This window comes from Pseudomonas sp. GD04091, assembly GCF_029836165.1.
Classification (GTDB): Bacteria; Pseudomonadota; Gammaproteobacteria; order Pseudomonadales; family Pseudomonadaceae; genus Aquipseudomonas.
On the sequence record NZ_JAOEBG010000021.1, the window covers coordinates 1 to 25,672 of the forward strand.

General features: G+C 66.0%; 24 protein-coding genes. 13 read left to right on the forward strand and 11 right to left on the reverse strand.

From position 1 onward, the window contains the following. Nucleotides 1-220: 220 nt before the first annotated feature. The 6 genes from N7422_RS20970 to N7422_RS20995 all read right to left on the reverse strand — a co-directional run bounded on the left by N7422_RS20970 (nucleotide 221) and on the right by N7422_RS20995 (nucleotide 7,141). Entirely contained in the window at nucleotides 221-2,917 is a 2,697-nt protein-coding gene (locus tag N7422_RS20970; RefSeq protein ID WP_347815274.1) for a heavy metal translocating P-type ATPase, read from the reverse strand. Between the two features lie 175 nt (nucleotides 2,918-3,092). Next, nucleotides 3,093-3,659 carry a DUF4148 domain-containing protein gene (locus N7422_RS20975; RefSeq protein ID WP_279808350.1) on the reverse strand — a complete coding sequence of 189 codons (567 nt, stop codon included), beginning with the start codon at nucleotides 3,657-3,659 and terminating at the stop codon, nucleotides 3,093-3,095. 256 nt (nucleotides 3,660-3,915) lie between these two features. Then, nucleotides 3,916-4,293 carry a metalloregulator ArsR/SmtB family transcription factor gene (locus N7422_RS20980; RefSeq protein ID WP_023912707.1) on the reverse strand — a complete coding sequence of 126 codons (378 nt, stop codon included), beginning with the start codon at nucleotides 4,291-4,293 and terminating at the stop codon, nucleotides 3,916-3,918. Between the two features lie 42 nt (nucleotides 4,294-4,335). Next, nucleotides 4,336-5,427, reverse strand: coding sequence for a cation diffusion facilitator family transporter (locus N7422_RS20985; RefSeq protein WP_031276183.1), 1,092 nt, complete (start codon nucleotides 5,425-5,427; stop codon nucleotides 4,336-4,338). Between the two features lie 136 nt (nucleotides 5,428-5,563). Next, nucleotides 5,564-6,874 (reverse strand): MFS transporter, encoded by a 1,311-nt coding sequence (locus N7422_RS20990; RefSeq protein WP_023912710.1) that lies wholly within the window; start codon nucleotides 6,872-6,874, stop codon nucleotides 5,564-5,566. Nucleotides 6,875-6,883: 9 nt separating this feature from the next. Next, a complete protein-coding gene (locus tag N7422_RS20995; protein ID WP_023912712.1) occupies nucleotides 6,884-7,141 on the reverse strand; it encodes a metal-sensing transcriptional repressor in 258 nt (85 codons plus the stop codon). A 274-nt stretch (nucleotides 7,142-7,415) separates the two neighbouring features. On the opposite strand from N7422_RS20995, the gene N7422_RS21000 reads away from it, so the two are divergent. The 6 genes from N7422_RS21000 (at nucleotide 7,416) to lpdA (ending at nucleotide 15,591) form a co-directional block, all read left to right on the forward strand. Next, nucleotides 7,416-8,744, forward strand: a complete 1,329-nt coding sequence (locus tag N7422_RS21000) for a TolC family protein (protein WP_094226294.1) — start codon at nucleotides 7,416-7,418, stop codon at nucleotides 8,742-8,744. A 34-nt stretch (nucleotides 8,745-8,778) separates the two neighbouring features. Further along, the gene (locus N7422_RS21005) at nucleotides 8,779-9,330 is read left to right on the forward strand and encodes a hypothetical protein (protein WP_023911460.1); all 552 of its coding nucleotides are present in this window, start codon (nucleotides 8,779-8,781) and stop codon (nucleotides 9,328-9,330) included. Next, nucleotides 9,327-10,442 carry an HlyD family efflux transporter periplasmic adaptor subunit gene (locus N7422_RS21010; protein WP_023911458.1) on the forward strand — a complete coding sequence of 372 codons (1,116 nt, stop codon included), beginning with the start codon at nucleotides 9,327-9,329 and terminating at the stop codon, nucleotides 10,440-10,442. The genes N7422_RS21005 and N7422_RS21010 overlap by 4 nt, the downstream gene beginning before the upstream one ends. 13 nt (nucleotides 10,443-10,455) lie before the next feature. Next, nucleotides 10,456-13,602, forward strand: coding sequence for an efflux RND transporter permease subunit (locus N7422_RS21015; RefSeq protein ID WP_023911456.1), 3,147 nt, complete (start codon nucleotides 10,456-10,458; stop codon nucleotides 13,600-13,602). Between the two features lie 56 nt (nucleotides 13,603-13,658). Further along, entirely contained in the window at nucleotides 13,659-14,057 is a 399-nt protein-coding gene (locus N7422_RS21020; protein ID WP_023911455.1) for a hypothetical protein, read from the forward strand. Between the two features lie 103 nt (nucleotides 14,058-14,160). Next, a complete protein-coding gene (gene lpdA, locus N7422_RS21025) occupies nucleotides 14,161-15,591 on the forward strand; it encodes a dihydrolipoyl dehydrogenase (protein WP_023911454.1) in 1,431 nt (476 codons plus the stop codon). A 109-nt stretch (nucleotides 15,592-15,700) separates the two neighbouring features. Here the strand turns inward: lpdA and N7422_RS21030 are convergent, their stop codons facing one another. Next, nucleotides 15,701-16,057, reverse strand: a complete 357-nt coding sequence (locus N7422_RS21030) for a metalloregulator ArsR/SmtB family transcription factor (protein ID WP_023911452.1) — start codon at nucleotides 16,055-16,057, stop codon at nucleotides 15,701-15,703. Nucleotides 16,058-16,292: 235 nt separating this feature from the next. Here N7422_RS21030 and N7422_RS21035 point away from each other — a divergent pair, with 235 nt between their 5' ends. The 4 genes from N7422_RS21035 to N7422_RS21050 all read left to right on the forward strand — a co-directional run bounded on the left by N7422_RS21035 (nucleotide 16,293) and on the right by N7422_RS21050 (nucleotide 20,611). Continuing rightward, nucleotides 16,293-18,788 (forward strand): heavy metal translocating P-type ATPase, encoded by a 2,496-nt coding sequence (locus N7422_RS21035; protein WP_023911450.1) that lies wholly within the window; start codon nucleotides 16,293-16,295, stop codon nucleotides 18,786-18,788. 15 nt (nucleotides 18,789-18,803) lie between these two features. Next, on the forward strand, nucleotides 18,804-19,283 hold the full coding sequence (gene cueR, locus N7422_RS21040; RefSeq protein WP_023911448.1) for a Cu(I)-responsive transcriptional regulator: 480 nt from the start codon (nucleotides 18,804-18,806) through the stop codon (nucleotides 19,281-19,283). Between the two features lie 15 nt (nucleotides 19,284-19,298). Beyond that, nucleotides 19,299-19,637 (forward strand): ISC system 2Fe-2S type ferredoxin, encoded by a 339-nt coding sequence (fdx, locus tag N7422_RS21045; RefSeq protein WP_023911447.1) that lies wholly within the window; start codon nucleotides 19,299-19,301, stop codon nucleotides 19,635-19,637. Nucleotides 19,638-19,852: 215 nt separating this feature from the next. Then, nucleotides 19,853-20,611: a glutaredoxin gene (locus N7422_RS21050; protein ID WP_023911446.1), complete on the forward strand. Its 759-nt coding sequence runs from the start codon at nucleotides 19,853-19,855 to the stop codon at nucleotides 20,609-20,611. 52 nt (nucleotides 20,612-20,663) lie between these two features. Here N7422_RS21050 and N7422_RS21055 read toward each other — a convergent pair whose 3' ends face one another. From N7422_RS21055 to N7422_RS21065, 3 genes are all read right to left on the reverse strand, one after another. Next, nucleotides 20,664-21,155: a DUF305 domain-containing protein gene (locus N7422_RS21055; RefSeq protein ID WP_023911445.1), complete on the reverse strand. Its 492-nt coding sequence runs from the start codon at nucleotides 21,153-21,155 to the stop codon at nucleotides 20,664-20,666. 176 nt (nucleotides 21,156-21,331) lie between these two features. Then, the gene (locus N7422_RS21060) at nucleotides 21,332-21,526 is read right to left on the reverse strand and encodes a heavy-metal-associated domain-containing protein (RefSeq protein WP_003821167.1); all 195 of its coding nucleotides are present in this window, start codon (nucleotides 21,524-21,526) and stop codon (nucleotides 21,332-21,334) included. A gap of 93 nt (nucleotides 21,527-21,619) precedes the next feature. Next, nucleotides 21,620-22,102 (reverse strand): Lrp/AsnC family transcriptional regulator, encoded by a 483-nt coding sequence (locus N7422_RS21065; protein WP_023911442.1) that lies wholly within the window; start codon nucleotides 22,100-22,102, stop codon nucleotides 21,620-21,622. Between the two features lie 130 nt (nucleotides 22,103-22,232). Here N7422_RS21065 and hppD point away from each other — a divergent pair, with 130 nt between their 5' ends. Both hppD and N7422_RS21075 read left to right on the forward strand, forming a co-directional pair. Then, nucleotides 22,233-23,321: a 4-hydroxyphenylpyruvate dioxygenase gene (gene hppD / locus N7422_RS21070; RefSeq protein WP_023911440.1), complete on the forward strand. Its 1,089-nt coding sequence runs from the start codon at nucleotides 22,233-22,235 to the stop codon at nucleotides 23,319-23,321. A 364-nt stretch (nucleotides 23,322-23,685) separates the two neighbouring features. Continuing rightward, nucleotides 23,686-24,576: a LysR family transcriptional regulator gene (locus N7422_RS21075; RefSeq protein WP_023911438.1), complete on the forward strand. Its 891-nt coding sequence runs from the start codon at nucleotides 23,686-23,688 to the stop codon at nucleotides 24,574-24,576. 25 nt (nucleotides 24,577-24,601) lie between these two features. Here the strand turns inward: N7422_RS21075 and N7422_RS21080 are convergent, their stop codons facing one another. Beyond that, nucleotides 24,602-24,895, reverse strand: coding sequence for a helix-turn-helix transcriptional regulator (locus N7422_RS21080; protein ID WP_023911436.1), 294 nt, complete (start codon nucleotides 24,893-24,895; stop codon nucleotides 24,602-24,604). Nucleotides 24,896-25,017: 122 nt separating this feature from the next. On the opposite strand from N7422_RS21080, the gene N7422_RS21085 reads away from it, so the two are divergent. Next, nucleotides 25,018-25,659, forward strand: coding sequence for a LysR substrate-binding domain-containing protein (locus N7422_RS21085; protein WP_094226292.1), 642 nt, complete (start codon nucleotides 25,018-25,020; stop codon nucleotides 25,657-25,659). The last annotated feature ends 13 nt before the right edge of the window (nucleotides 25,660-25,672 follow it).

A 25,672-nucleotide genomic window follows, 5' to 3' on the forward strand; every position in this document is an offset into this window, starting at 1 on the left:
CGGTGCCGCGGCCTTGCCCTCGTCCTTGGCGTCGCGGGCGGCGATCGCTATCCCCCCGACTGCTGCGATGACGCCCGCCACCACAAGGATTCTGATTTTTTTGCGCATGGAAGTGACCCTTTCTTGGATGCAGGGCTCCGGCCCTTCCGAAGCGCTCTGCAGAAATTTGTGTGGAGGCTAGGCGTTACAACGAAGGCAAGGTCAAGCCCTTTGGGTTGCCCTAGCGGGCAGGTTGCATGGACAAGGTGGAGGGAAGCCCCGCGTCGTCGCCGTGGTCGGCCTCCGGCGCGCCCTTGAAGCGCAGCAGGCGCAGCGCATTGAGCGTGACCAGGGCCGTGGCGCCGGTGTCGGCCAGCACGGCGACCCACAGGCCCGTGATGCCCATCACGCTGGTGACCAGGAACAGGCCCTTCAGGCCAATGGCGAACACCACGTTCTGGTGGATGTTGGCCATCGTCGCGCGCGACAGCGCCACCAGGTGCGCCACGTCGGTGACGCGGCTCTTGAGCAGCGCGGCATCGGCCGTCTCCAGGGCCACGTCGGTGCCGCCGCCCATGGCGATGCCCACGTCGGCGGTCGCCAGGGCCGGCGCGTCGTTGATGCCGTCGCCGACCATCGCCACCTTGGCGTCACGCTTCATATCGTTGACCAGGCGCAGCTTGTCCTGCGGCAGCAGCTCGGCCTCCCACTCGATGCCCAGCTTGCCGGCGATCGCCTGCGCGGTCCGGCGGTTGTCGCCGGTCAGCATGACCGAGCGCACGCCCATGGCGTTGAGCTGGGCCACGCCTTCCCGTGCATCGCGGCGCGACTCGTCGCGCAGGGCCAGCAGGCCCAGGACGTTCTTGCTGGCCTCGTCGAACAGGACCACCACGGTCTTGCCGCCGTCCTCCAGCTTGTCGATCTCCCTGCGGTGCGCGTCCGTCAGCGTAGCCGTCTGACCCGCATGGGCGGGCGAGCCGACGGCGAGCGCGCTGCCGTTCACGGTGGCGCGCACCGCCTTGCCCGCGATGGCCGATGCGTCCGTGGCCTGCGGAATCGCCACTTCCAGGCTCTTGGCATGGGCGACGATCGCCTTCGCCAAGGGGTGGTTCGAGCCGGACTCGACGGCCGCGGCAAGCGCCAGGACCTGTTGATGCTTGAACAGCCCGAACGGCACGACCTCCGTGATGCGCGGCTTGCCCTCGGTCAGCGTGCCGGTCTTGTCGAAGGCGATGGCCCGCACGCGGCCGATGGTTTCCAGGGCGTGGCCGCCCTTGATCAGCAGTCCGCGGCGCGTGGCGACCGCGAGGCCCGAGGCGATCGCTGCCGGGGTGGACAGCACCAGCGCGCAGGGGCAGGCAATCAGCAGCAGCGCCAGGCCCAGGTACAGCCAGGTGCCCCAGTCGCCGCCCATGGTCAGCGGCGGCACCACGACGATCAGCGCGGCGATGGCCATCACGGCCGGGGTGTAGTAGCGGCTGAACTTCTCGATGAAGCGGGCCGTAGGCGCCTTGGAGGACTGCGCCTGCTCGACCAGTTGGATGATGCGCGAGATGGTGTTGTCCGATGCCGCCTTCTCGACCTGCACTTCGAGCACGCCATCGACGTTGATGGAGCCGGCGAACACGTCGGCGCCGATGGCCTTCTGGCGCGGCACGGATTCCCCGGTGATGGGCGACTCGTCCAGGCTGCTTTCGCCGCGGAGGATCTTGCCGTCCGCGGGCACCCTGTCGCCGGGACGCACCAGCACGCGGTCGCTCACGCGCAGGGAAGCGGCGGGCACCTCGCGCTGCCCGCCCGCGGCATCGAGCAGCACCGCCGTCTTGGGCACCAGCGAGGTAAGAGCCTTGATGCCGGCGCGCGCGCGGCCGGCGGCCACGCTTTCGAGCAGTTCGCCGACCGCAAACAGGAACACCACGGCGGCGGCTTCCTCGGCCTCGCCGATCACGAGCGCGCCCAGCGAGGCAACGACCATCAGCGTTTCGATGGAGAACGGCGAGCCGGACATGGCCAGCGCGAAGGCCTTGCGGGCGAACGGCAGCACACCCGCGATCACCGCGGCGGCGAAGATCCATTCGGCGTAGCCGGGAACGAACTGCGCGATCGCGTAGGCCGAGCCCATGAGGCCGCCCAGGCCCAGCACGTGCTTGCCTTTCTTCGTCTGCCACCAGCGCTGGCTGGCGGCCGAGGACGCCGGAGCCGGCGCAGCAGGCGCGGAGCCGTCGTGGCGGCGCACGTCGGAGACGCCGAAGCCCAGGCTCTTGATGGTCTTCTCGATGTCGCCGAGTTGCGTGGGTCCGCCGGACGCGAGGGTCAGTTCCAGCGTTTCGGCGGTGAAGTTGATGCGGGCGTCGGAGACGCCTGCCATGCGCGCGAGGGCCGTTTCGATCTTGCCGACGCAACTGGCGCAGTCCATGCCCTCGACGCGCATGGACACGTTGGGGGGCGTGCTGGGCGCCCCACGGGAGGCAGAGGCCGACGCATGGTCATGCCCGCTGCAGGCTCCGTGATCGTGACCGTGGTCATGCGCGTGGCCGTGTCCATGGTCATCACCGCACGCCTTGCCGTGCGCTTGATCGTGCCCGTGGTCGTGGGCATGCCCATGGTCATGGTGGCCGCCGCATCCGGCGTGGTCATGCGCGTGGGCCGCCTGACGCGGCGCGGGTGCCGCGGGCAGGTCGGACGCGGGCAGTGCCTGCACGTCGAAGCCCAGGGAGCGGATTTTCTTGGCGATGTCCCGCGCGGTGGCACGGCTGTGCGGATCGCGCCTCAAGGTGAGCGTCTCGCTCGCAAAACTGACCTGCACGTCCGACAGGCCGTCAATGCGGCCAAGGGCCGTCTCGATCTTGCCGACGCAGCTCGCGCAATCCATTCCCTCCACGCGAAAGCCGAGGCGTTCCCCGGCTTCCTCGGTGCGGTCCATCGTTTCCAAAGACATATCGATCTCCAATTTCTCCGAATCCCTCACACGGTGGAGTGCGCCGCAGACCGATCTGACCGTCTTGCTATCTGAAAACACATGCACATACGTTCATATATCAGGCCAGAAAAAAAGACGTCTCCGTCCTTCTGGCTGCGATCCCCGGTGGTGATGGTCTGCGGCGCGCGTCCTCTCAGTTCTGACGCAGTTGCAGGTAGTTCTGGAGGGCAACCCGATAGGCAGGGCTGTGTGTGTCGGCGCTTTGTTCGCCCGCCGAGAAGCGGTCCAGTCCGGCACGCTTCCAAAGTGCCAGATCGGCCTTCACCTGATCGCGCGTCAGCGCCACCGGCTTCTGGTACTTCTCGCCGTCGCGCATGCGCAGATAGTTGTCGTAGGCCGCACGGTATTGCGCGCTGAATGTGTCAGCGCCGCCTTCGCGGAGTTCGAGCTTGTCCAGGCCGGCGCGCTGCCACAGTTCCAGGTCGGCGCGCACCTGCTCGCGCGTCAGGCTCGTGGGTTGGCGATAGTCGGAGCCCTGAATGCGCTGCAGGTAGCTCTCGTAGGCCTGGCGGTACTCGGGGCTGGACGTGTCGGGACCGCCTTCCCCGCGGGACAGCTTATCCAGCCCGGACTGCTGCCATGCGGCCAGGTCGGCGTTGACTTGCGCGCGCGAAACGCCCGCGTCGAGGGATTGAGCGCCTGCACCAGCCGCGGCGAACGCGGAAAGCAGGACAGCGAGGCGAAACTTCTTGAACATCATCAATACTCCTTGACGTTGAAAACAATGGCGTGGTGCTCACGCCTCCTTCGGTTAACCCGTGGATGAATAATAGCACATATGAAGATATGTTCAAATGTTTAATTCCACGATACCAATGGGCCTTTGGCCTCGGGGAGAGGCTTCGGCTTCAGGCTAGACCGTAAGGAGCTGTCGCCGCCCCAGGATTGATCGCTCCCCCCCCAAAAAAACGGCATGCTCCCTGAAGGAGCATGCCGGCGCGCATTCGCACGTTCAGTCAATCGTCGTTTCTGTCCTCGGAAATGTGGACCGCCATGTCCTGCAGCACCTGGCTGACGTGCTGATCCGCGATACCGTAGAAGATGTGCTTGGCCTGGCGTTCGCCGCGCACGAGGCGCGCGCCGCGCAGCAGCCGCAGATGATGGCTGACGAGGGACTGCGACAGGTCGAGCGCTTCTGCGATGTCCCCCACGGCGACCGATCCACGCATGCACTGCAGCAGGATCTTCAACCGCGATTGATCGCCCAGCAGGCGGAAGGTCTCGGCCAGAACAGCGACGTCGCTTTGCGACAGCGCAAGGGCATCGGAGGCTGCGCCGTGGCCCGGGGTCGAGCATTGCTGGGCATCGGCGCTGGTGGTTTTGCGGGACGTCATGGATTCAACCCTCAAGTGGACTGCGAGCGAACTCGCGCGGCCTCAATGCTTGTGGCCCGGTGCGGAATGGTCGTGGTCATGGCCGTCGCCGTCGCGGTGGCCGGCGCCATGGTCATGCCCACTGCCATGCTTGTGGCCGCTGTGGTCATGTGCGCTGTGATCGTGGCCGCTGTGGTCGTCCCGTCCGGTAGTCGGTTGGAGGCTGCAAATGTTCTCGACCGCGTCCGAGTTCCAATCGATCCCGATCGTGGCGTGTTCGATGCTGAATTGCTCTCGAAGCACCGCATCGACGCGCTTGACCACGGCCCGCGCTTCCTCGTCCGTGTTGGGGCGAACGTGGAGCGTGGCCATCGTGCGACCGGAGGTGAGCTGCCACACGTGAACGTGGCTGACGGCAGCCAGACCCGGCACGGCGCCCATCAGGCCTTGCTCCACCTTCTCCGGCGAGGCGTCCTCGGGTGCGCCTTCCAGCAGGATGTGGATCGACTTGGCGAGCAGCTTCCAGGCGCTGCGCAGGATCAGCGCCGCCACCAGAACCGACAGGATGGGGTCGATCGGCGTCCAGCCCGTGAGGTAGATGACGACGGCGGCCACGATGGCGCCGACCGAGCCGAGCAGGTCTCCCATCACGTGCAGGATGGCGCCCTTCACGTTGACGTGATCGGTCTCGCCGCGGGTCATGATCCACAGCACGAGCACGTTCACCAGCAGGCCGAGCACGGCGACGATCATCATCGGCCCGGCCAGGATGACGGGCGGCGCCTGCAGTCGCTCCCACGCTTCATAGCCGATCCAGGCGACGATCGCGAACAGCGTCACGGCGTTCAGGAAGCCCGCGATGACCTCGAAGCGCAGGTAGCCGAAGGTGCGCTTGCTGTCGGCCGCGCGGCGGCCGAACCGGAATGCGGCATAGGCCAGCGCCAGCGCCGCGGCGTCGGTCAGCATGTGGCCCGCGTCGGCCAGCAGGGCCAGCGAGCCCGACAGCACGCCGCCGACGGCCTCCACGATCATGAAGCCGAAGATCAGGAAGAAGGACAGTAGAACCTTGCGCTCGTTGGCGCTGGTCACTGTGGGGGTGTGGTCGTGATCATGGTCGTGATCGTGACCATGGTCATGTGCATGGGATTGGGACATGGGGGCCTCTGGCAACTGGGTGTTTGACTGTGGGCTTGAATATAACACATGAATATGTGTTCATGTGAAGTATTTTAGCCAGCCATCTCCAGTGGCCGAGGCCGATGCGTTGCGGCACCGCGACGGGAAAGTGCGCCTATCCTCTCGGCCAGACCCGATGCAGGTCGTCCACGATCAGCGGGTGATGGTGCCCGCCCTGGTCCGCGTGCGTGCGCAAGTGGGGGTGGTCCGCCGGCAGGTTGGGATGGTCATGGGCCAGGTCGGACGGGTCGCTGGCCGGCCACAGCCAGAGCGCCAGCGCCACGCCGGCCAGGCCGATCAGGGACATGACGACGAAGGTCGATTGCAGTCCCATGGCCGCGCCGAAGCGGCCGGCCAGCGGGTAGCAGATGAGCCAGCAGGCGTGCGACAGCGCGAAGTGCGCTGCGAAGATCGCAGGACGGTCCTCGGCGTGGGCCGAGCGGCGCAGAAGACGACCGGATGGCGTTTGCGCCACGCTGTAGCCAAAGCCGATCACCAGCCACAGCGGCAGCAACAGGGCATAGCTCGGCAGCAGCGCGCCAATCGCCGTGCCCACGACGAGGACGGCGGCGCCGGTGAGCATCGCGGGCCGGTCGGCCACCTTCTCCAGCAGGGACGGCAATACGAAGGCCGCCATCATCGAGCCGCCTCCGAACGCCGCCAGCGCCCACGCCACTTCGACTTCGCCCAGGCCGAAGCGCGCCTTCACGAGGACCACCGTGTTCACGATCACCATCGCGCCCGCGGCCGAGACGGCCAGACTGATCGCCAGCAGGCCCCGCAGGCGTGGCGTGGCGAGGTAGATGCGCGTACCGCGCGTCGTGCGCTCCCAGATACCGCGGCGCGGGCCGGGGACGGTCGTGGGCAACCGCACGCTGACCACGAGCGCGGCCGAAACGAGGAAGCCGAGTACCGTTCCCGCGAACAGGTTGTGAAAGCTGATGACGGTCAGCAGCGCGGCGGCCAGCATCGGGGAAGTCAGGGTTTCCAGGTCGTAGGCCAGCCGGGACAGCGACAACGCCTTCGTGTATTCCTCTTCGTCGGGAAGGATGTCCGGGATGGTGGCCTGGAAGGTCGGCGTGAAGCCGGCGGACGCCGCTTGCAGGACGAAGATCAGCAGATAGATCTGCCAAACCTCGGTGACGAAGGGCAGGCACAGCGCGACAGCCGCTCGCACCAGGTCCAGCGCCACGAGCAATGACCGTCGCGGGAGCCGGTCGGCGAAGGCCTGAGCGACCGGCGCGACGCCGACGTAGGCCAGCATCTTGATGGCCAGCGCCGTCCCGAGCACCGCGCCGGCATCCGCCCCGGCCAGCTCGTAGGCTAGCAGGCCGAGCGCCACCGTCATCAGGCCGGTGCCGACGAGTGCGATCACCTGGGCTGTGAACAGGTGGCGGTAGGTACGGTTCTTCAGGACGGAGAGCATTCGGTGGCCTCAGAGCAGTTTGGTCAGCGCCTTCATTTCGACCAGAACGGAGTCCTCGTCATGGGACAGGCAGTGGTCGATGTGGTCGTGGATCAGGACGCGCTTGGCCGCCGTTACCGCGCTTTCCACCGCCGCGAGCTGGCGGGCGATGTCGAGGCAGGTTTCTCCCCCTTCGATCATCCCGATGACGTGCCGCAGATGGCCCTCGGCGCGTTTGAGCCGCTTCACGAGATCGGGGTGGGTGGCGTGCTTGTGCGTCTCTTTCATGCGGCCATTGTATCCCCCCTAGGGGGATACGATCAACGAGCCCGCATCGCCGCTTGCGCAGCGAGATAGGGCTGCCCCGCCCTCGATGTCACCCCCTGCGGTAGCAGGCGATGGAGACTCGTTGGAAGGTTTTCCTTTCTCATTCATATGAATAGATATACAATTGTTCATATCTAAGCTGCGACGTAGCGGCTTTTCAACGACGACGAGCACTTGCCCTGGGGGAGAGCACCCGGCCGGGGCGAGTACTGATGCAGGACCGACGGAGAACTGAATGCTTCGCAAAGACATGCGCAGGGGCTGGATATGGGCGGTATCCATGCTTTGGGCCGGCACCGCGCTGGCCCAGCCGGTAGCCGCGCCGCACGCCCCATCCGGGCCGGACAGCCACATGGTCGCCCAACTGTGGGAGTCGGCCTGGCAGCGGCAGCCGGAGGCCGCTGGAGAGCGCGCCTGGCAGCAGGCCGCCCAGGCGCGCCAGGAGACGGCCGGTCGCTGGGTGGCCGGTCCGATGGCGCTGGAAGCCTCCACCAAGACCGATCGCTTCAACGACCGCAACGGCCAGCGCGAATACGAAGTCGGGGTGGCCGTTCCGCTCTGGATGCCTGGTGAACGCGCTTCGTCGGCGCGCTGGGCGGATGCGGAAAGCCTCGCGCTGGCCAGCCGGATGCAGGCCGCCAAGCTGCGCACGGCCGGAGAGGTCCGCCAGGCATGGTGGGCCTGGCAACGCGCCCAGGCCGAACTGGCGGCGGCGCAGGACCGCGCCCGCAGCGCGGGCGAGTTGGCGCAGGACGTGGCCCGCCGGGTTCGCGCGGGCGACCTGGCGCAAGCCGACCAGAACCAGGCCGATGGCGCCTTGGCGTCGGCCAGAAGCGCCCTGGCGATGGCCCAGGCCGAAGAAGTCACGCAGCGCGAGGCGCTCCTGGCGCTGACCGGCATCGAAAACGTCCCGCCGCAGACGGGCTCAGCGCAGCCGGAACTGCCAGGCGTCCAAGCTCCGGCGCGATCGACACAACCGTCCGTCGCATCGCTGGAGAACCACCCGGCGCTGCTGGAACTGCAGCACAAGGCGCTCGCCGCCCGCCGTTCCGCAGAACTGGTGTCCCATCAGAAGTACGCCAACCCCGAGCTGACGCTGGCGACCACGCGGGATCGGGGAGGCGCCGGCGAGCGCTACAGCCAGACGGTCACGGTGGGGGTGCGCATTCCTTTCGGTACGGGCAGCCGCCACACCGAGCAGTTGTCCACCGCCAATGCGCAGGCGCTGGAGGCCGAATCGGCGCTCGCGGCCCAGCGCATCCGGCTGCTGTCGGAAATCCGAACCGCCCAATCGCGCGAGCTGGCGACCAGCACCCAGATGCAGGCCGCCTCGGAGCGTCAGCGGCTGGCCCAGCAAACGCGCACCTTCTACCAAAAGTCGTTCGCGATGGGCGAGACGGACATGCCTACCCGCCTTCGCATCGAGCAGGAGGCCACCGAGGCCGAGCGCGCGGCGCTGCTCGCCAAGGTGGAACACGCCGCGGCCATCTCGTCCCTGTTGCAGGCCCAAGGCGCGCTGCCGCAGCCGACCGGGCCCTACACCGACAACTCCGGCACGCGCTGACCGGCGCGCGCTCAACCATCCTGGAACCTTAGAAATGGCGCAATCCTCTTTCTGGCGTGCTGCTGCCTTGTCCAGCCTCCTGCTTGGCAGCACCGCAACGTGGGCCGGCGACGGCCATGACCATGGCGAAGCCGCTCCTGCACCCGCTGCCGCCGCGCTTCCGCGCTTTGCCGCGGTCTCCGATGACTTTGAACTGGTGGGCGTGCTGAACGGCCAGCACCTGACGCTGTACCTCGACCATGCGGCCGACAACCGGCCGGTGGCCGACGGCGAGCTGACCCTCGAACTGGGCGGTCAACAGGTGAAGATCAGCCCGCACGGGGTCGGAGAGTTCGAGGCCGAACTGGCCGAGCCTTTGCCCGATGGCGAGACTTCGATCATGGCCACCGTGACCGCGCAGGGCCAATCGGACCTGCTGACGGGGGTCCTCGATGTTCATGGCGAACACGCCGAGCACGACCATGCCGCCGCACCCAGCCGCGTGGTCGTGCTGGGCGGCGGTGCCGCGGTCCTCGGCGTCGGCGTCCTGGTGTGGGCGCTGCGCAGACGCACGCGCGCCAACGGCGCACTGCGGGGTGCAGCATGAAGCCCAACGTCCGTTTCCTGATGACGACGGCCATGGCGGCCGTCCTGGCTTTGGCTTCTCCCGCCTTCGCCCACGACGGTCACGACCACGGCGACGAAGCGCCGGCCGCTTCTTCCAATGGTCCGCAGCGCCAGCCCGATGGCAGCGTGTTTCTTCCGAAGCCGTCGCAGCGCCAGATCGGCGTGCGCACCCAGCCGGTCAAGCAGGAGCCCTTGGCCCGCAGCCATGAGCTGGCCGGCAAGGTGATCATGGACCCGACCACGGGCGGCAAGGTGCAGGCCATGGTGATGGGCCGGCTGGTTCCCGGGCCGGACGGCCTGCCGCAGATCGGCCAGTCCGTGCGCAAGGGCCAGGTGCTGGCCTACATCGAGCCGGCCAGCGGCGTGCTGGAGCGCTCTGGCCAGATGGCCCAGGTCGCCGAGCTGCGCGCGGCCCAGACGCTCGCGCAGAAGCGATTGGCGCGGTTGCGCGAGCTGTCGGAGACCGTGCCGCGCAAGGAAATCGAAGCGGCCGAAAGCGAAGTGACGAGCCTGGCCGAGCGCGCCCGCGCCTTGAGCGGCGGCCTCGCCGGCAGGGACGTGCTGAAGGCCCCGGTCAGCGGCGTCATCGCGTCCAGCCCCGCCGTCGCTGGGCAGGTCGTCGATGCGCGCGAACTGGTGTTCGAGGTGGTCGATCCGACCCAACTGCGCATCGAGGCGCTTGCCTACGACCCGGCCTTGGCGCAGAACCTGGCCGGTGCCGCGCTCGCCGTGGGCGGCCAGAAGGTGCCGCTGCGCTTCGTCGGCGCCGCCAGCAGCCTGCGCGAGCAGGCGCTGCCCATGCTGTTCAAGGGCTCCGGCGAAAGCCTCTCGCGCCTGGCGGTCGGTATGCCGGTGGTGGTCTTCGTGCAGGAGGCGACGACGATACCGGGCTACCGCGTGCCGTCCGGTGCGCTGATGAAGAACCCGGCCAACCAGAACATCGTCTGGGTCAAGGACCAGGCCGAGCGCTTCGAGCCGCGCGTGGTGAACATCACCCCGCTGGACGGCGCCTCCATCGCCGTGACCTCGGGCCTGGCGGACGGCGACCGCGTGGTTGTCGAGGGCGCGTCCCTGATCAATCAAGTTCGTTGAGGGGCGCCATTCCATGTTCAAGTGGCTCCTCGAAAGCAGCTTACGAAACCGGCTCCTGGTCATCATCGGCGCGCTGGTGCTGATGGCCTATGGCGCGTTCACCCTGACGCGCACGCCGGTGGACGTCTTCCCCGATCTCAACAAGCCGACCGTCACCCTCATGACGGAAGCCGGTGGCATGGCCGCCGAAGAGGTCGAGCAGCTCATCACGTTCCCGCTCGAAACGGCCATGAACGGCCTGCCCAGCGTCGAGAGCGTGCGCTCGGTCTCCAGCGCGGGCCTGTCCTTCATCTACGTGACCTTCGACTGGAAGACCGACATCTTCCGCGCGCGCCAGATGGTCTCCGAGCGCCTGACGTCCATGGAGGAAGGGCTCGCCCCGGGCGTCACGCCCACGATGGGGCCGATCAGTTCGGTGATGGGCGAGATCATGCAGATCGCCATCCCCATCGGCGCCGAGCCCACAGGGCAGAAGAACGCGGCCCCGCCGCTGTCGGCCATGGACACGCGCGAGTACGCCGACTGGGTGCTGCGTCCTCGGCTGATGGCCATTCCCGGCGTGGCCCAGGTCATCCCGATCGGCGGCGAGGTCCGGCAGTTCCAGGTCCAGCCCAACACCACGCGCATGTCGGAGCTGGGCGTGACCGCCGCCGATCTGGATGCGGCGCTCAAGGGCTTCTCCGCGAACACCTCCGGCGGCTTCCTGGAGATCAATGGCCGCGAGTACCTGATCCGCAACCTGGGCCGCACGTCCCGGCTTGATGACCTGCGCAACCTGCCGCTGGCGGTGCGCGCGGGCCAGCCCATCCTGCTGCACCAGGTCGCGGACGTTCAGTTCGCGCCAGCCATCAAGCGCGGCGATGCGGGCTTCGAGGGTCTGCCCGCCGTGATCCTGGGCATCCAGAAGCAGCCCACCGCGGACACGATTGCGCTGACCCGCTCGATCGAAGCCGCGCTGGCGGACATGAAGGGCTCTCTGCCGGCTGGCATGGCCGAGCCGCAGGTGACCTTCCGGCAAGCCAACTTCATCGAGGCGTCCATCACCACGCTGCAAGGCAAGCTGATCGGTGCATCGGTGTTCGTGGCGGTGATCCTGTTCTTCTTCCTGGGCACCTTGCGCCCGCTGGTGATCGCGTTGACCGCGATTCCTGCGTCAATCTTCGTGACCGGGCTGGTGTTCCAGTACTTCGGCCTGTCGATCAACACCATGACACTGGGCGGCCTGGCGATCGCCATCGGCGGCCTCGTGGACGATGCCGTGGTCGATGTGGAGAACATCATGCGGCGCCTCAAGGAAGACCGTGCCCGCCACCCCGAGAACCGGCTGTCGCCCCTGGTGATCGTCGCCAAGGCCTCGATGGAGGTGCGCTCGGCGATCCTCTACGCCACGATGATCATCGTGCTGGTGTTCCTGCCCCTGTTCGCTCTGCCGGGCATGGAGGGGCGGCTGTTCGTTCCGCTGGGCATCGCCTTCATCGTGTCCACGCTGGCCTCGCTGCTGGTCTCCGTGACGGTCACGCCGGTGCTGTCGTACTACCTGCTGCCCAAGATGAAGACGCTGGACCATGGCGACACGCGGCTTCTGGCCTGGTTGAAGGCGCGCTACCAGGGCGGTCTGCGGCAGGTCTTGCAGCGGCCGCGCGCCGCCCTCGGCATGGCCGCGGTGGCGGTCACGCTGGCCATCGCTGCCGTGCCGTTCTTTCCGACCACGTTCCTGCCGCCGTTCAACGAAGGCACGCTCCTGGTGGGCCTGCGCCTGAATCCGGGTGTCACGCTGGCCGAATCCTCGGCGCTTGCCCAGCAGGCCGAGCTGCTGGTCGCGCAGGTGCCGGAGGTGCAGCACGTGGGCCGGCGCAGCGGGCGAGCGGAGCTGGACGAGCATGCCGAAGGCGTGCATGTCAGCGAACTGGACGTGGGCCTGCTGCCCGCCTCGGAGCTGAAGCGCTCCATGGAGGAGATCACCGCCGACATTCGTTCGCGCCTGGCCCACTTGCCCGGCTCCATCGGCATCGGCCAGCCGATTTCGCACCGCATCGACCACATGCTATCGGGGGTGCGCTCGCAGATCGCCATCAAGGTGTTCGGCGAGGACCTCGACGTCCTGCGCGGACAGGCGGACCTGCTGCGCACCAAGCTGGCCGGTATTCCGGGGCTTGCCGACCTGGAGATCGAAAAGCAGGTCCTGGCGCCGCAGATCAAGATCCGCGTGGACTATGCGGCGGCGGGACGCTACGGCGTGGCCGCACCGCAAATCCTGTCCACGCTGCAAAGCCTGGTGGAAGGCGAGAAGATCACCGAGGTCATCGAGGGCAACCGCCGCTTCGCGCTGGTGGTTCGCCTGCCCGAGCAGGCGCGTTCGGTGGAGGGCTTGAGCCGCATCCTCATCGACACGCCCATGGGGCGCGTCCCGTTGTCGCGCCTCGCCACCATCGAAGACAGCGACGGCCCCAACCAGGTCAGCCGCGACGATGGCCGCCGGCGCATCGTCCTGTCGGCCAACGCCCAGGGGCGGCCGCTGTCCGAAGTGGTGGCCGACATTCGCAGCGTGGTCCAGGAAGTGCGCCTGCCCGAGGGCTACTTCATCACGCTCGGCGGCCAGTTCCAGGCGCAGGAGGAAGCCTCGCGCCTGGTGGGCCTGCTGTCGATCGTCTCGCTGACGCTCATGTTCGTGGTGCTGTACACGCGCTACAAGTCGGTCGTCCTGTCGGCGCTCATCATGGTCAACATCCCGCTCGCCCTGGTCGGCGCGGTGCTGGGGCTGTGGCTGTCGGGCCAGCCGCTGTCCGTGGCCGCCCTGGTCGGCTTCATCACGCTCGCGGGCATCTCGGTGCGCAACGGCATCCTGAAGGTGAGCCACTACCTCAACCTCATGCGCATGGAGGGCGAGGACTTCGACCAGAAGATGATCGTGCGCGGCTCGCTCGAACGGCTCTCCCCGGTGCTGATGACGGCGCTGGTCACGGCCTTCGCGCTGGCCCCGCTGCTGTTCGAGGCATCCCGACCCGGCACCGAGATCCTGCACCCCGTCGCCGTGGTGATCTTCTCGGGGCTGGTCAGCTCCACGCTGCTGGACACCTTCCTCACACCCGCCATGTTCTGGCTGTTCGGTCGCAAGCCCGCCGAGCGCCTGCTGGACGACCGCGACGCGGAGGCGTTCTGATGCAGCGCCTTGCCCGTCACCCGATTTCAACCACCGCAACCCCCATAGGAGCTTTCATGCCGGTTCTCTTTCGTTCCCTCGCGGCAGGCACCGCACTCGCCCTGGCATCCGTCACGGCCTTCGCCGCAGGCGACCATGACCACGCCCATGACCACAAGCCGCTGCATGGCGGCGTCGTGACCGAAGTCCGCGACGTGGACTACGAGCTGGTCGTTCAGCCCACGGCCGCGCAGCTCTACCTGCGCGACCACGGCAAGCAGGTCAACGTGAGCAACGCCAAGGCCAAGCTCACGCTGCTGACCGGCTCGCAAAAGCAGGAGGTGCAACTCACGCCCGCAGCGGACGGCAGCCGCCTCGAAAGCAGCGGGACCTTCGCCGCGGCCAAGGACACGAAGGCTGTCGTCCAGGTCGAGCGCGGCGGCAAGGTCGCGAGCGTGCGGTTCGTGCTGCCGTAGTGCCAGGTGTGGTCGTCAGGTGGACCGGCGGGCCACTTGGCGATCACCCAACCCATGACCGCCACGCAGGCGAGCGCCTGAAAACCTCTAGGAGATTTCAATCATGGACACGAATTTCGACGTCATCGTCATCGGCGCCGGGCCCGGCGGCTACATCGCGGCCATTCGCGCTGCGCAATTGGGCATGAAGGTCGCCTGCGTCGATGCCTGGAAAACCAAGGATGGCAAGCCGGCCCCGGGCGGCACCTGCAACAACATCGGGTGCATCCCGTCGAAGGCGCTGCTGCAGTCGTCCGAGAACTTCGAGCAGGTCAAGCACCACTTCGGCGCGCATGGCATCGTCTCCACGGGCGAGTTGCGCATGGATGTGACCACGATGCTGGAGCGCAAAAATCAGGTCGTGAAGTCGAGCAATGAAGGCATCCTCTATCTGTTCCGAAAGAACAAGGTCCAGTTCTTCAACGGCCTGGCGTCCTTCACCAGGGCCGTCGATGGTGGTTTCGAGGTGAGCGTCGCCGCCGATCAAGCGGCCACCCTGGTGGGCAAGCAGATCATCGTCGCCACCGGCTCCAACGTGCGGCCGCTGCCCAACCTGCCGTTCGATGAGCGGGTCGTGCTCTCCAACGACGGTGCGCTGGACATCGCGGCCGTGCCCGAGCGGCTGGCCGTGATCGGCGCCGGCGTGATCGGCCTGGAACTGGGTTCCGTGTGGCGCCGCCTGGGGGCGGACGTCACGATCCTCGAAGGCCTGCCCGGCTTCCTGCCGATGGCCGACCAAGCCATTGCCAAGGAAGCCAAGAAGGCGTTCGACAAGCAAGGCCTGAAGATCGAACTGGGTGCGAAGGTCAGTGAAGTCAGCACAGCCGATGCCGGCGTGACGATCCAATACACCGACAGCCAGGGCCAGGCGCAGTCCCTGCAGGCCGACAAGGTGATCGTGGCGATCGGCCGCGTGCCCAACACCGAAGGATTGAATCCGGCCGCCGTGGGCCTCCAACTGGATGAGCGCGGTGCCGTGGTGGTGGACGGCGATTGCCGCACCAGCGTGCCCGGCATCTGGGCCATCGGCGACGTGGTGCGCGGCCCGATGCTGGCGCACAAGGCGGAAGAGGAAGGCGTCGCGGTGGCCGAGCGCATCGCCGGTCAACATGGTCACGTCGATTTCAACACGATCCCCAACGTCATCTACACCAGCCCGGAGATCGCCTGGGTAGGCCGCACCGAGCAGCAGCTCAAGGACGCGGGCGCCCCCTACCGGGTCGGCACCTTCCCGTTCATGGCCAATGGCCGCGCGCGTGCGCTGGGCGACACGACGGGGCTCGTCAAGGTGATCGCCGATCCTGCAACGGACGAAATCCTCGGCGTGCATGTGGTCGGCCCGCAGGCCAGCGAACTGGTGGCCGAAGCGGTCATCGCGATGGCGTTCAAGGCCAGCAGCGAGGACATCGCTCGCATCTGCTTTGCCCATCCGACGCTCTCCGAGACGTTCAAGGAGGCCTCGCTGGCGGTGGACAAGCGCGCCCTGAACTTCTGATCGATCGGAAGCGTCATCCAAGCCGCCTCACCGAATGCAGCCGCGGGTCATACGCTCGCGGTTTGCCGTAGCCCGCAGGCTGCGACGCAATGGATGCTTTGCCCGAAGGCTACTCGTCGCTGTGGTCTTCGGCGATGTGGATGGCCATGTCCAGCAGCACCTGGTTCACGTGCTTGTCGGCCACCTCGTAGAAGATCTGCTTGGCTTGGCGCACGCCCTTGACCAAACGGGCACCGCGCAGCAGCCGCAGGTGGTGGCTCACCAGGGATTGCGAGAGTTCGAGGGTTTCCGCGATGTCCCCGACCGATGAAGAGCCCTTCATGCAGCACAGCATGATCCTCAGCCGGGACGGGTCGCCCAGGAGCCGGAAGGTCTCGGCCAGGATGGTCACGTCATTCTGTGACAGGGATGCCAGATCGGCGCTTGGGGCCTTCGGTGGGGCACTGGCTGGTTTGCGTGGAGTCATTTCTCAAAATTCCTACCCTCGAACGGCTGTTCTTGCCCTTCAGGTTCAACGAGGCTGCGAACGCTTGAACGCGCGTACAGCCCGGGACCAGGGCGAGCCTGGCAGCCAAGGCCCCTCGTTCCCCCGTGCGCCGGGCCATTTCTGAAGCCTGACAGTACATAAAAAAACGCTTGACCTTCCCACGATGGTAATCCCTAAGCTCCCCCATGTCGAATATCAACTATGGGAAACAACCATGAGCATGCCAATAACGAGTGATGCTCGTGCCACCGCAGCAGCGATCAGCCTGCCCATCGAGGGCATGACCTGCGCGAGCTGCGTCGGCCGAGTCGAGGCCGCCCTGGCCAAGGTCGCAGGCGTGGACAGCGTGTCCGTTAACCTGGCTACCGAGCGGGCGGACATCCGCCTGTCGGCGCCTGTCGATCGCATGGCGCTGATCCAGGCGGTCGAGAAGGTCGGCTACGACGTGCCCGCCGGCACCGTCGAGCTGGCGGTCGAGGGCATGACCTGCGCGTCCTGCGTGGGCCGCGTCGAGAAGGCGCTCAAGGCCGTGCCGGGCGTCACCGAGGCCACGGTCAACCTCGCGACCGAGCGCGCCACTGTGCGCGGCGTGGCCGCCGTGGCGGACCTGATCGCGACCATCGAGAAGGTCGGTTACGAGGCCAGTCCGGTCGATACCGGCGCGCAGGCCGACGAGGAAGCCGCCGAGAAGAAGGACGCCGAGCGCGCCGAACTCAAGCGCGACCTGACCCTGGCCGCCGTGCTGGCGCTGCCTGTGTTCGTGCTCGAAATGGGCTCGCACATGATCCCCGGTATGCACGAGTGGGTGGCTTCCACCATCGGCATCCAGCAGAGCTGGTATCTGCAGTTCGTGCTGACCCTGCTGGTACTCGCCATTCCAGGCTGGCGCTTCTACGAGAAGGGCTTCCCGGCGCTGTTCCGCCTGGGTCCCGACATGAACTCGCTGGTCGCGGTCGGCACGGCCGCGGCCTTCGGCTATTCGATGGTCGCCACCTTCGCGCCCGGCCTGCTGCCGGCCGGCACGGTGAACGTGTACTACGAGGCCGCCGCCGTCATCGTGGCGCTGATCCTGCTGGGACGCTATCTGGAAGCGCGTGCCAAGGGCCGCACCTCCGAGGCCATCAAGCGCCTCGTCGGCCTGCAGGCCAAGGAGGCACACGTGCTGCGCGACGGCCGCGTCGTGGACATCCCGATCAATGACGTGGCGCAGGGCGACATCGTGGAAGTTCGCCCCGGCGAGCGGGTGCCGGTCGATGGTGAAGTGACCGAAGGCCGCAGCTTTGTGGACGAGTCGATGATCACCGGCGAGCCGATCCCCGTCGAGAAGGCGGAAGGCAGCACGGTGGTCGGCGGCACCGTCAACCAGAAGGGTGCGCTGACGCTGCGCGCGACCGCCGTGGGCGGGCAGACCATGCTGGCGCAGATCATCCGCATGGTCGAGCAGGCGCAAGGCTCCAAGCTGCCGATCCAGGCCGTGGTGGACAAGGTGACGCTGTGGTTCGTGCCGGCGGTGATGCTGGCCGCCGTGCTGACCTTCCTGGTCTGGCTGGTGTTCGGCCCGTCGCCCGCGCTGTCCTTCGCGCTGGTCAATGCCGTGGCGGTGCTGATCATTGCCTGCCCGTGCGCCATGGGCCTGGCGACGCCGACCTCCATCATGGTCGGTACGGGCCGGGGCGCCGAGATGGGCGTGCTGTTCCGCAAGGGTGAAGCGCTGCAACTGCTCAAGGACGCCAAGGTGGTGGCCGTGGACAAGACCGGCACGCTGACCGAGGGCCGCCCGGTCCTGACCGACCTGGAGATTGCCGAGGGCTTTGACCGCAACCAGGTGCTGGCGAAGGTCGCGGCTGTCGAATCGCGCTCGGAGCACCCGATCGCGCGCGCCATCGTCGAGTCGGCCGTGGAAGGCGGCATCGCGCTGCCGGCGATGACGGACTTCGATTCGGTCACGGGCATGGGCGTGCGCGCCACCGTGGACGGCGCCCGTGTCGAAGTCGGTGCCGACCGCTTCATGCGTGAGTTGGGTCTGGACGTCGGTTCGTTCGCGGGCACCGCCGAGCGCCTGGGCAACGAGGGCAAGTCGCCGCTGTACGCCGCCATCGACGGCCGGCTGGCCGCCATCATCGCGGTGGCCGACCCGATCAAGGCCAGCACGCCCACCGCCATCGCGGCCCTGCACCAGCTCGGCCTGAAGGTGGCGATGATCACCGGCGACAACGCGCGCACCGCGCAGGCCATCGCCAAGCAACTGGGCATCGACGAGGTGGTGGCCGAAGTGCTGCCCGAGGGCAAGGTCGAAGCCGTGCGCCGGCTGAAGGCCAGCCACGGCCAGATCGCCTACGTGGGCGACGGCATCAACGACGCCCCGGCGCTGGCCGAGGCCGACGTGGGCCTGGCCATCGGCACCGGCACCGACGTGGCGGTGGAATCGGCCGATGTGGTGCTGATGTCGGGCAACCTGCAGGGCGTGCCCAACGCCATCGCGCTGTCCAAGGCCACCATCGGCAACATCCGCCAGAACCTGTTCTGGGCCTTCGGCTACAACACGGCCCTGATCCCGGTGGCCGCGGGCGTGCTGTACCCCGCCTACGCGGTGCTGCTGTCACCGATCTTCGCGGCCGGCGCGATGGCGCTGTCCAGCGTGTTCGTGCTCGGCAACGCGCTGCGCCTGCGCCGCTTCCAGCCGCCGCTGGCGGCGGATTCCGCTCATTGAGAAAGGAGGAACACCATGAACATCGGTGAAGCATCCAAGGCCTCGAAGGTCTCGGCCAAGATGATCCGCTACTACGAGCAGATCGGCCTGATTCCCCCGGCCGACCGCACCGATTCGGGCTACCGCGCCTATACCCAGGACGACGTCCACCGCCTGCATTTCATCCGGCGTGCGCGCGACCTCGGCTTTTCGGTGGCCGAGATCACGGACCTGCTGGGCCTGTGGAACGACAAGTCGCGTCAGAGTGCCGACGTCAAGCGCCTGGCGCAGCAGCACATCGCCGAGCTGGACCGGCGCATCGCGAGCATGCTGGAGATGGCCGAGACGCTCAAGGCGCTGATCCACTGCTGCGCCGGCGACGAACGGCCGGACTGCCCGATCCTGCACACGCTGGAGCAGCCCGATACCAGCGACGACGAGCCCGAAGCGCGCACCGGCGCCGTGCCGCGCCGCGCACGTGGCAACGGGGCGGCGAAAAAGCCGCGTTCGCATTGATCGGCCAGGAGAGACATGCCCAAGATCACCGTCTTGCCCCATCCTGAACTGGCGCCCGAGGGCGCCGAACTGAACGTGCCAGCCGGCACCTCGATCTGCGAGGCGCTGCTGGACAACGGCATCGAGATCGAGCATGCCTGCGACATGAGCTGCGCCTGCACGACCTGCCACTGCATCGTGCGCAAGGGGTTCGATTCTCTCAACGAGGTCGAGGAGTGCGAGGACGACCTGCTCGACCGGGCCTGGGGGCTGGAGGCGCAATCGCGCCTGAGCTGCCAGGCCATCGTGTCGAAAGAGGACCTGACCGTCGAGATCCCCAAGTACACGATCAACCACGCCAAGGAGAACCACTAGGGCCTGGCGTGCCACCGCAGGCACGCCAGCCTGCGGCCGGGGTGTGCTGGGGAGTGAAGGATTGAGGCCGATGCAGCCTGACGACCTACCCGTGAGCCAGATGCCTACACACCCTTGCACCACCGCTGGTTAGGCTAGAGAGGTCGTCAAAGTACTTCCGTGACGGCCGGCCCTGCGGCCGCGGCTCATGGAAAGCCCCACAGGAGAAGTCCAGCATGTCTGCGCTCAAGCACGCCACGCTCTACCGGATGGTCATGCCCGGCCATACCTGCCCCTATGGGCTGAAGTCGCTCGATCTGCTCAAACGCAAGGGCTACGAGGTCGAGGACAAGCATCTGGCGAGCCGCGAGCAGACGGATGCGTTCAAGAAGGAGCATGGCGTCGATACCACGCCGCAAACCTTCATCGACGGGCGGCGCGTGGGCGGCTACGACGACCTGCGCAAATTCTTCGGCATGTCCGTGAAGGACAAGAACGCCGTGACCTACACCCCCGTGATCGCGCTGTTCGCCATGGCCGCCGCGATGGCGCTGGCGGCGAGCTGTGCGGCCTTCGGCCAGCTCTGGAGCATCCAGGCGGCAGAGTGGTTCGTGGCCTTTGCCATGTGTCTCCTGGCGCTGCAGAAGCTCAAGGACGTGGACGGCTTCGCGACGATGTTCCTCAACTACGACCTGCTGGCCAAGCGCTGGGTTCGGTATGCCTACTTCTACCCGTTCGCGGAGGCCATCGCGGGCGTTCTGATGATCGCGGGCGTGGGGATGTGGGTGTCGATTCCGCTGGCGCTGTTCATCGGCACCGTCGGGGCCGTGTCGGTTTTCAAGGCGGTCTATGTCGATCGCCGGGAACTCAAGTGCGCCTGCGTGGGCGGGGACAGCAACGTGCCGCTGGGCTTTGTGTCCCTGACGGAGAACCTGATGATGGTGGCGATGGCCCTGTGGATGTGGGCCAAGGTCGCCTTCCTGGGGATGCACTGAGCGCTGGGTCAGGCGGGGTTGGCGCGTTGCGCCGACCTACTTCGGTAGCCCCCTAGCGTGTAGCGGTGCCCGAAAGCCTGGCCCGGATGGCGTCCATCTGTTCGATCTCTCGCCGCTGGGCGACGGCAATCTCCTCGCACAGCTTCACCAGCTCGGCGTCCGAGAGATTGGCCTCCCGGCACATCAGGATGGCACCGGAGTGGTGTGGGACCATAGAAGCGACGAACTGCTTGTCGTCAATCGCGGTCTGTGTGCGCGTACCCGCCAGAGACAGGACGAATACCGCCACCAAGCCAGCGTGAATGAACAGGTTCGTCCGCTTGCTGGGATACATCCCCGGCATGGTCAACAACATGATGATGCCCATCGGTGCCACCATCGTCAGCGCCATGTACAGCGTGTTCAGGTTGTTGCGGAAGTCGCCCCACGTATCGATCATCGTGAACATCACGAGATACATGGCGACCAGGCTCAACGCCATGTTCAAGGCGAAGAGCGCATAGGGGCGCCCGTGCTGAGAGCCGGAGTGTTGGTGGTTGCTCATGGTCGCTCCTTGAGAGTCAGAAGGTTGTTCGATCATCACAAGCTACAGCACGCGGGCTCGTCAAGACGTGGGAAAGATGCCAAGCGTGGTCCAGGTCGGTTCGGCAAAGCGGTCGATGCGGGGGCGCACCGCCAACATCGCACACGGCCCGTCGAATTGACGGGCCGTGAAGAGGATTACTGCGCGCGCGGCGGGAAACCAGCTTCGCTCAGGGCCGCGGCGATCTGCTCTTGCGAGGCCGAGGTCTGAACCTCGACACGGCGGGTCGGCGGGTCCGTGACGATCTTGGCATTGGGGTCGATCGTCTGGATCGTTTTCGTCACGGTGCGGGCGCAGCCGCCACAGGTCATGTCTTCGAGATGGAATTGCATGGAAAACTCCTTTCGGGTTGGGGTGCATGAAGTCTGGTGCTTGCCACGGTTGGAAGGTCAAGCGCTATCTGCATCGACCGATCGGACGAGTGCTTATAGCGGCAAGGCCGTGGTGCTCTTCACGCGGTCCAGCACGAAGCTGGTCTTGCAATCCTGCACGCTGGGGTGCTTGAGCAGCGTGTCCAGCACGAAGCGGGAGTAGTGGGCCATGTCCCTGACGACCACGCGCAGCAGGTAGTCCATGTCGCCGGTCAGCGCATGGCACTCAACGACCTCCGGCCAGTTCTGGACCGACGCGCGGAACACGTCCATGGGATTGCGCTTGTGCGAATCGGAGTGCTTTTCGAGGCGCACGTTCAGGTAGGCGGTGAGTGTGAGGCCGATGCGTTCAGGATGCACCAAGGCCACATAGCCGGCGATGACGCCAGCCTCTTCGAGGCGGCGCACCCGCCGCAGCGTGGCCGAGGACGACAGGCTCGCGTGCTCGGCCAGCTCGTCGAAGGTGGACCTTCCATTGCGTTGTAATGCATCAAGAAGGCGTCTATCCGTGCCATCAAGGGCTATTTCTGTGCTCATTTCTTTCACCACGCAGGAATCAGGCGTCAAGAAGTCTATTTGCAATTGATTTTGCAGAAATGATGTGCGGGCTTTTTCTTACCATCTAGGGTGTCCAGATTTCCACCCCAAACCCAAGAGAGACACCCCGATGACCGACCTCTTTGACAACCCGATGGGCCTGTGCGGCTTTGAATTCGTCGAGTTCGCCTCGCCCACGCCCGGCGTGCTGGAGCCGCTGTTCGAGAAGCTCGGCTTCACCGAAGTGGCCCGACATCGCTCCAAGGACGTGTCGCTCTATCGCCAGGGGGACATCAATTTCATCGTCAACCGCGAGCCCAAGAGCCAGGCGGCGTATTTCGCGGGCGAGCACGGCCCCAGCCCCTGCGGGCTGGCGTTCCGCGTCAAGGATTCGCACAAGGCCTACCACCGCGCGCTGGAGCTGGGCGCGCAGCCGATGGACATTCCCACCGGCCCGATGGAGTTGCGCCTGCCGGCGATCAAGGGCATCGGCGGCGCGCCGCTGTACCTGATCGATCGCTTCGAGGACGGCAAGTCCATCTACGACATCGACTTCGAGTTCCTGCCTGGTGTGGACCGCCATCCCAAGGGGCACGGCTTCTCGATCGTCGATCACCTCACGCACAACGTCTATCGCGGTCGCATGACGTACTGGGCGGACTTCTATACGAAGTTCTTCAACTTCCAGGAGATCCGCTACTTCGACATCAACGGCGAGTACACCGGCCTGGCCTCCAAGGCGATGAGCGCGCCGGACGGCCTGATCCGCATCCCGCTGAACGAGGAAGCACGCCAGGGCGGCGGCCAGATCGAGGAATTCCTGATGCAGTTCAGCGGCGAGGGCATCCAGCACATCGCCTTGCTGTGCGACAACCTGATCGATGCGCTCGACCGCGTGCAGATGGCCGGCATCCCGCTGCTGACCGCCCCCAACGACATCTACTACGCGAACCTGGAAAAGCGCCTGCCCGGCCATGGCCAGCCCGTGCCCGAGCTGCAGGCGCGCGGCATCCTGCTCGACGGCACGACCGAAGGCGGCCAGCCACGCCTGCTGCTGCAAATCTTCTCCGAGCCGTTGCTCGGGCCGGTGTTCTTCGAGTTCATCGAGCGCAAGGGCAACTACCGCGAGGGCTTCGGCGAGGGGAACTTCGGTGCCTTGTTCGAGTCCATGGAGCGCGACCAGATCAACCGCGGCGCGCTGGAGATCAACCCAGCCTGATCAGGCCGTCTCCTGGAAGGCATAGCGCCTTCTGCACCTCGCGAGCCCCTGTGTGGGCTCGCTCTGCTTTGGCACGCGAGCGCGCATGACCGGGGGAGCGATCGGCACCAGCCATGTGCAGGCCGTTCGTCGTCCTGATCCCCTCCGATATTGAGCGGGCTCGTCTCGATGTCACGTTCCGAAACAGTTGCTACTGGCCTCGACTTGAGTTAATACATGAACATATGTATTCTTATTCAAATAAACCGATGGCCTTTTCCTTGCCCTGAAGGGGGACCCAGCACTACCTCGCCCCCTCTGAGCACACTTCGGCAGCAATGCGCCGTGGCCAACCGAATGACCAGGACTGCTGAAGGACGTGCCCATGGAACTCCGTCATCTGCGCTGCTTCGTGGCACTTGCCGAAGAACTGCACTTCACACGCGCCGCGGAGCGACTGCATATCGAGCAGCCGCCGCTGTCCCGCACCATCAAGGAATTGGAAGACGAACTGGGCGTGATGCTCTTCGACCGGGATCGCCGGGGAACCCGGTTGACCGCCGCAGGCACCGCCTTCTTGCAAGACATTCGGCGGCTGTTCACCGTGCTGGAGCAGGCGCGAGAAAACGTTAGGGCCATCGCTGCTGGCCTGAAAGGCAGTCTGCGCATTGCCATTTCCGACGGCGCCATCGATCCGCGGCTGTCGGCGCTCCTTGCCTTCTGCCGCCAGGAGGAACCGGAAATTGAAATACGGCTCTCCGAAGTCCCCTTGGCGGAACAGTTGCGCGGACTGAGATCAGGCGACTTCACGATCGGATTTGCACACACCGCTGACGTCGGCGATGGTCTGGTCGCGGAATCGATCTGGCAGGACCCCCTGGTGGTGGCGGTCCCGATCCGGCACCCATTGCTCGCTCACAAGGAGGTGTCGCTGCGTGAACTCGCAAGCTACCCGCTGGTGATGTGCGATCCGCAGCTTTGCGAGGGCTACTGCCGCGAATTGACCCGGCTGCTGCGTCCCCTGGAGCGCGAGCCCACCATTGTCGAACACGTGTCCTCGCTGGACATGATGCTCACCCTGGTCGGCGCTGGCTACGGCGTCGGCTTCGCAACGGCGACCAGGATTGCGGCATGCCAACGCCCTGATGTAGTGATCCGGCCATTGGCTCTGGATTCGGCCGTCATCACCACCTACCTGCTTCGGCCCGAGAGCGATAGCCCGCTGACTTCGCTGGAACGGTTTATCGACCGCTTACGCAGCCCGCCGGATAGCTGAGGAAGCGGTCCTCCGCCACTCGCGTTCATAACTCGGTGTCGGCATGAAGATTTCGCTCTGTTGCGGCCATCAGGTCGGCGGCGCTGATCCCGAGTGCCACGGCGATCTTCAAGATGAGTGGCAGTGTGGGCACGTGCTCTCCACGCTCGATCTTTCCCATGTGGGAGCGCGCGATGCCTGCCCTAGATGCAAACTCGTCTTGAGCGACTCCCTGAGCGACACGGGCAGCGCGCACAGCCTGTCCGAAGGCCTGTGCCGGTTCGGATTCATACGTGGTTGTGCCAGATGGACGACCTGGCTGAATAGTGGGCTTCCGCATCAGCAGAAGCGTCGAACAATCCACGGAAATTAACCACGTTATTGTTATAGACGTTAAAGTTATCTCTTTACTATTATGTTGCTTCGCCCTTGATCTGGTCAGACGCTTCTGCGGGGCTCTCCATGCACGACATCAACATCCATCCCCCCCGCCTCAGAGTTGCTATCGCGCCAGGGGTGCCTTCACTACAACTTTCCGCGTTGCTTGCGCTGCAACGTGCGGAAGACCCGGATACAGCCCTCACGCTTTTCGAGGTCGCGGGTGATGATCTTCTTGAAGGCCTACTCGAAGGCCGGTACGACGTAGGGGTGTCGCTTTCGGAGGCGAGTAGTCCAGCCTTCAAAACACAACCCTTATGGATCGAGAACATGGCCGTTGCCATTCCGCTGCAATTTCCCTTGCTTGACCAAGCGGCGCTCACGATCTCCGATTTACATGACTGCTCGGTCTTTCGCTGGCAGGCAGAGGCCTGCCCCTTGCTGGATCACCGGCTGTCCTCCCTCCTACCTGTGGACCAACAAAACCTTCAGACCGTTACCTCCTTCGAGATGATGGCGCTACGGGTCGCGGCCGGCTACGGGATCGGGGTATCCGCGCAATCGCGCATTGAATACGCTCACGGCTGGGAAATCGACATGCGCCCGCTGTCCGACGGCCCTTACGAGATCGTGACGCACCTGCTGCGGCCCAATGGGCAAGTCAGCCCAGCTATTGATCGGTTCGAGCGCAGGGCGCAGCAGGTTGCCAAGGCTGGCAGCACCTAATCCACAACCCGAC

Excerpts from the sequence above, each read along its gene's own strand:
- N7422_RS20970 (WP_347815274.1), bottom strand. The coding sequence starts at position 2,917 with ATGTCTTTGGAAACGATGGACCGCACCGAGGAAGCCGGGGAACGCCTC.
- N7422_RS20975 (WP_279808350.1), bottom strand. The coding sequence starts at position 3,659 with ATGATGTTCAAGAAGTTTCGCCTCGCTGTCCTGCTTTCCGCGTTCGCC.
- N7422_RS20980 (WP_023912707.1), bottom strand. The coding sequence starts at position 4,293 with ATGACGTCCCGCAAAACCACCAGCGCCGATGCCCAGCAATGCTCGACC.
- N7422_RS20985 (WP_031276183.1), bottom strand. The coding sequence starts at position 5,427 with ATGTCCCAATCCCATGCACATGACCATGGTCACGATCACGACCATGAT.
- N7422_RS20990 (WP_023912710.1), bottom strand. The coding sequence starts at position 6,874 with ATGCTCTCCGTCCTGAAGAACCGTACCTACCGCCACCTGTTCACAGCC.
- N7422_RS20995 (WP_023912712.1), bottom strand. The coding sequence starts at position 7,141 with ATGAAAGAGACGCACAAGCACGCCACCCACCCCGATCTCGTGAAGCGG.
- N7422_RS21000 (WP_094226294.1), top strand. The coding sequence starts at position 7,416 with ATGCTTCGCAAAGACATGCGCAGGGGCTGGATATGGGCGGTATCCATG.
- N7422_RS21005 (WP_023911460.1), top strand. The coding sequence starts at position 8,779 with ATGGCGCAATCCTCTTTCTGGCGTGCTGCTGCCTTGTCCAGCCTCCTG.
- N7422_RS21010 (WP_023911458.1), top strand. The coding sequence starts at position 9,327 with ATGAAGCCCAACGTCCGTTTCCTGATGACGACGGCCATGGCGGCCGTC.
- N7422_RS21015 (WP_023911456.1), top strand. The coding sequence starts at position 10,456 with ATGTTCAAGTGGCTCCTCGAAAGCAGCTTACGAAACCGGCTCCTGGTC.
- N7422_RS21020 (WP_023911455.1), top strand. The coding sequence starts at position 13,659 with ATGCCGGTTCTCTTTCGTTCCCTCGCGGCAGGCACCGCACTCGCCCTG.
- lpdA (WP_023911454.1), top strand. The coding sequence starts at position 14,161 with ATGGACACGAATTTCGACGTCATCGTCATCGGCGCCGGGCCCGGCGGC.
- N7422_RS21030 (WP_023911452.1), bottom strand. The coding sequence starts at position 16,057 with ATGACTCCACGCAAACCAGCCAGTGCCCCACCGAAGGCCCCAAGCGCC.
- N7422_RS21035 (WP_023911450.1), top strand. The coding sequence starts at position 16,293 with ATGAGCATGCCAATAACGAGTGATGCTCGTGCCACCGCAGCAGCGATC.
- cueR (WP_023911448.1), top strand. The coding sequence starts at position 18,804 with ATGAACATCGGTGAAGCATCCAAGGCCTCGAAGGTCTCGGCCAAGATG.
- fdx (WP_023911447.1), top strand. The coding sequence starts at position 19,299 with ATGCCCAAGATCACCGTCTTGCCCCATCCTGAACTGGCGCCCGAGGGC.
- N7422_RS21050 (WP_023911446.1), top strand. The coding sequence starts at position 19,853 with ATGTCTGCGCTCAAGCACGCCACGCTCTACCGGATGGTCATGCCCGGC.
- N7422_RS21055 (WP_023911445.1), bottom strand. The coding sequence starts at position 21,155 with ATGAGCAACCACCAACACTCCGGCTCTCAGCACGGGCGCCCCTATGCG.
- N7422_RS21060 (WP_003821167.1), bottom strand. The coding sequence starts at position 21,526 with ATGCAATTCCATCTCGAAGACATGACCTGTGGCGGCTGCGCCCGCACC.
- N7422_RS21065 (WP_023911442.1), bottom strand. The coding sequence starts at position 22,102 with ATGAGCACAGAAATAGCCCTTGATGGCACGGATAGACGCCTTCTTGAT.
- hppD (WP_023911440.1), top strand. The coding sequence starts at position 22,233 with ATGACCGACCTCTTTGACAACCCGATGGGCCTGTGCGGCTTTGAATTC.
- N7422_RS21075 (WP_023911438.1), top strand. The coding sequence starts at position 23,686 with ATGGAACTCCGTCATCTGCGCTGCTTCGTGGCACTTGCCGAAGAACTG.
- N7422_RS21080 (WP_023911436.1), bottom strand. The coding sequence starts at position 24,895 with ATGCGGAAGCCCACTATTCAGCCAGGTCGTCCATCTGGCACAACCACG.
- N7422_RS21085 (WP_094226292.1), top strand. The coding sequence starts at position 25,018 with ATGCACGACATCAACATCCATCCCCCCCGCCTCAGAGTTGCTATCGCG.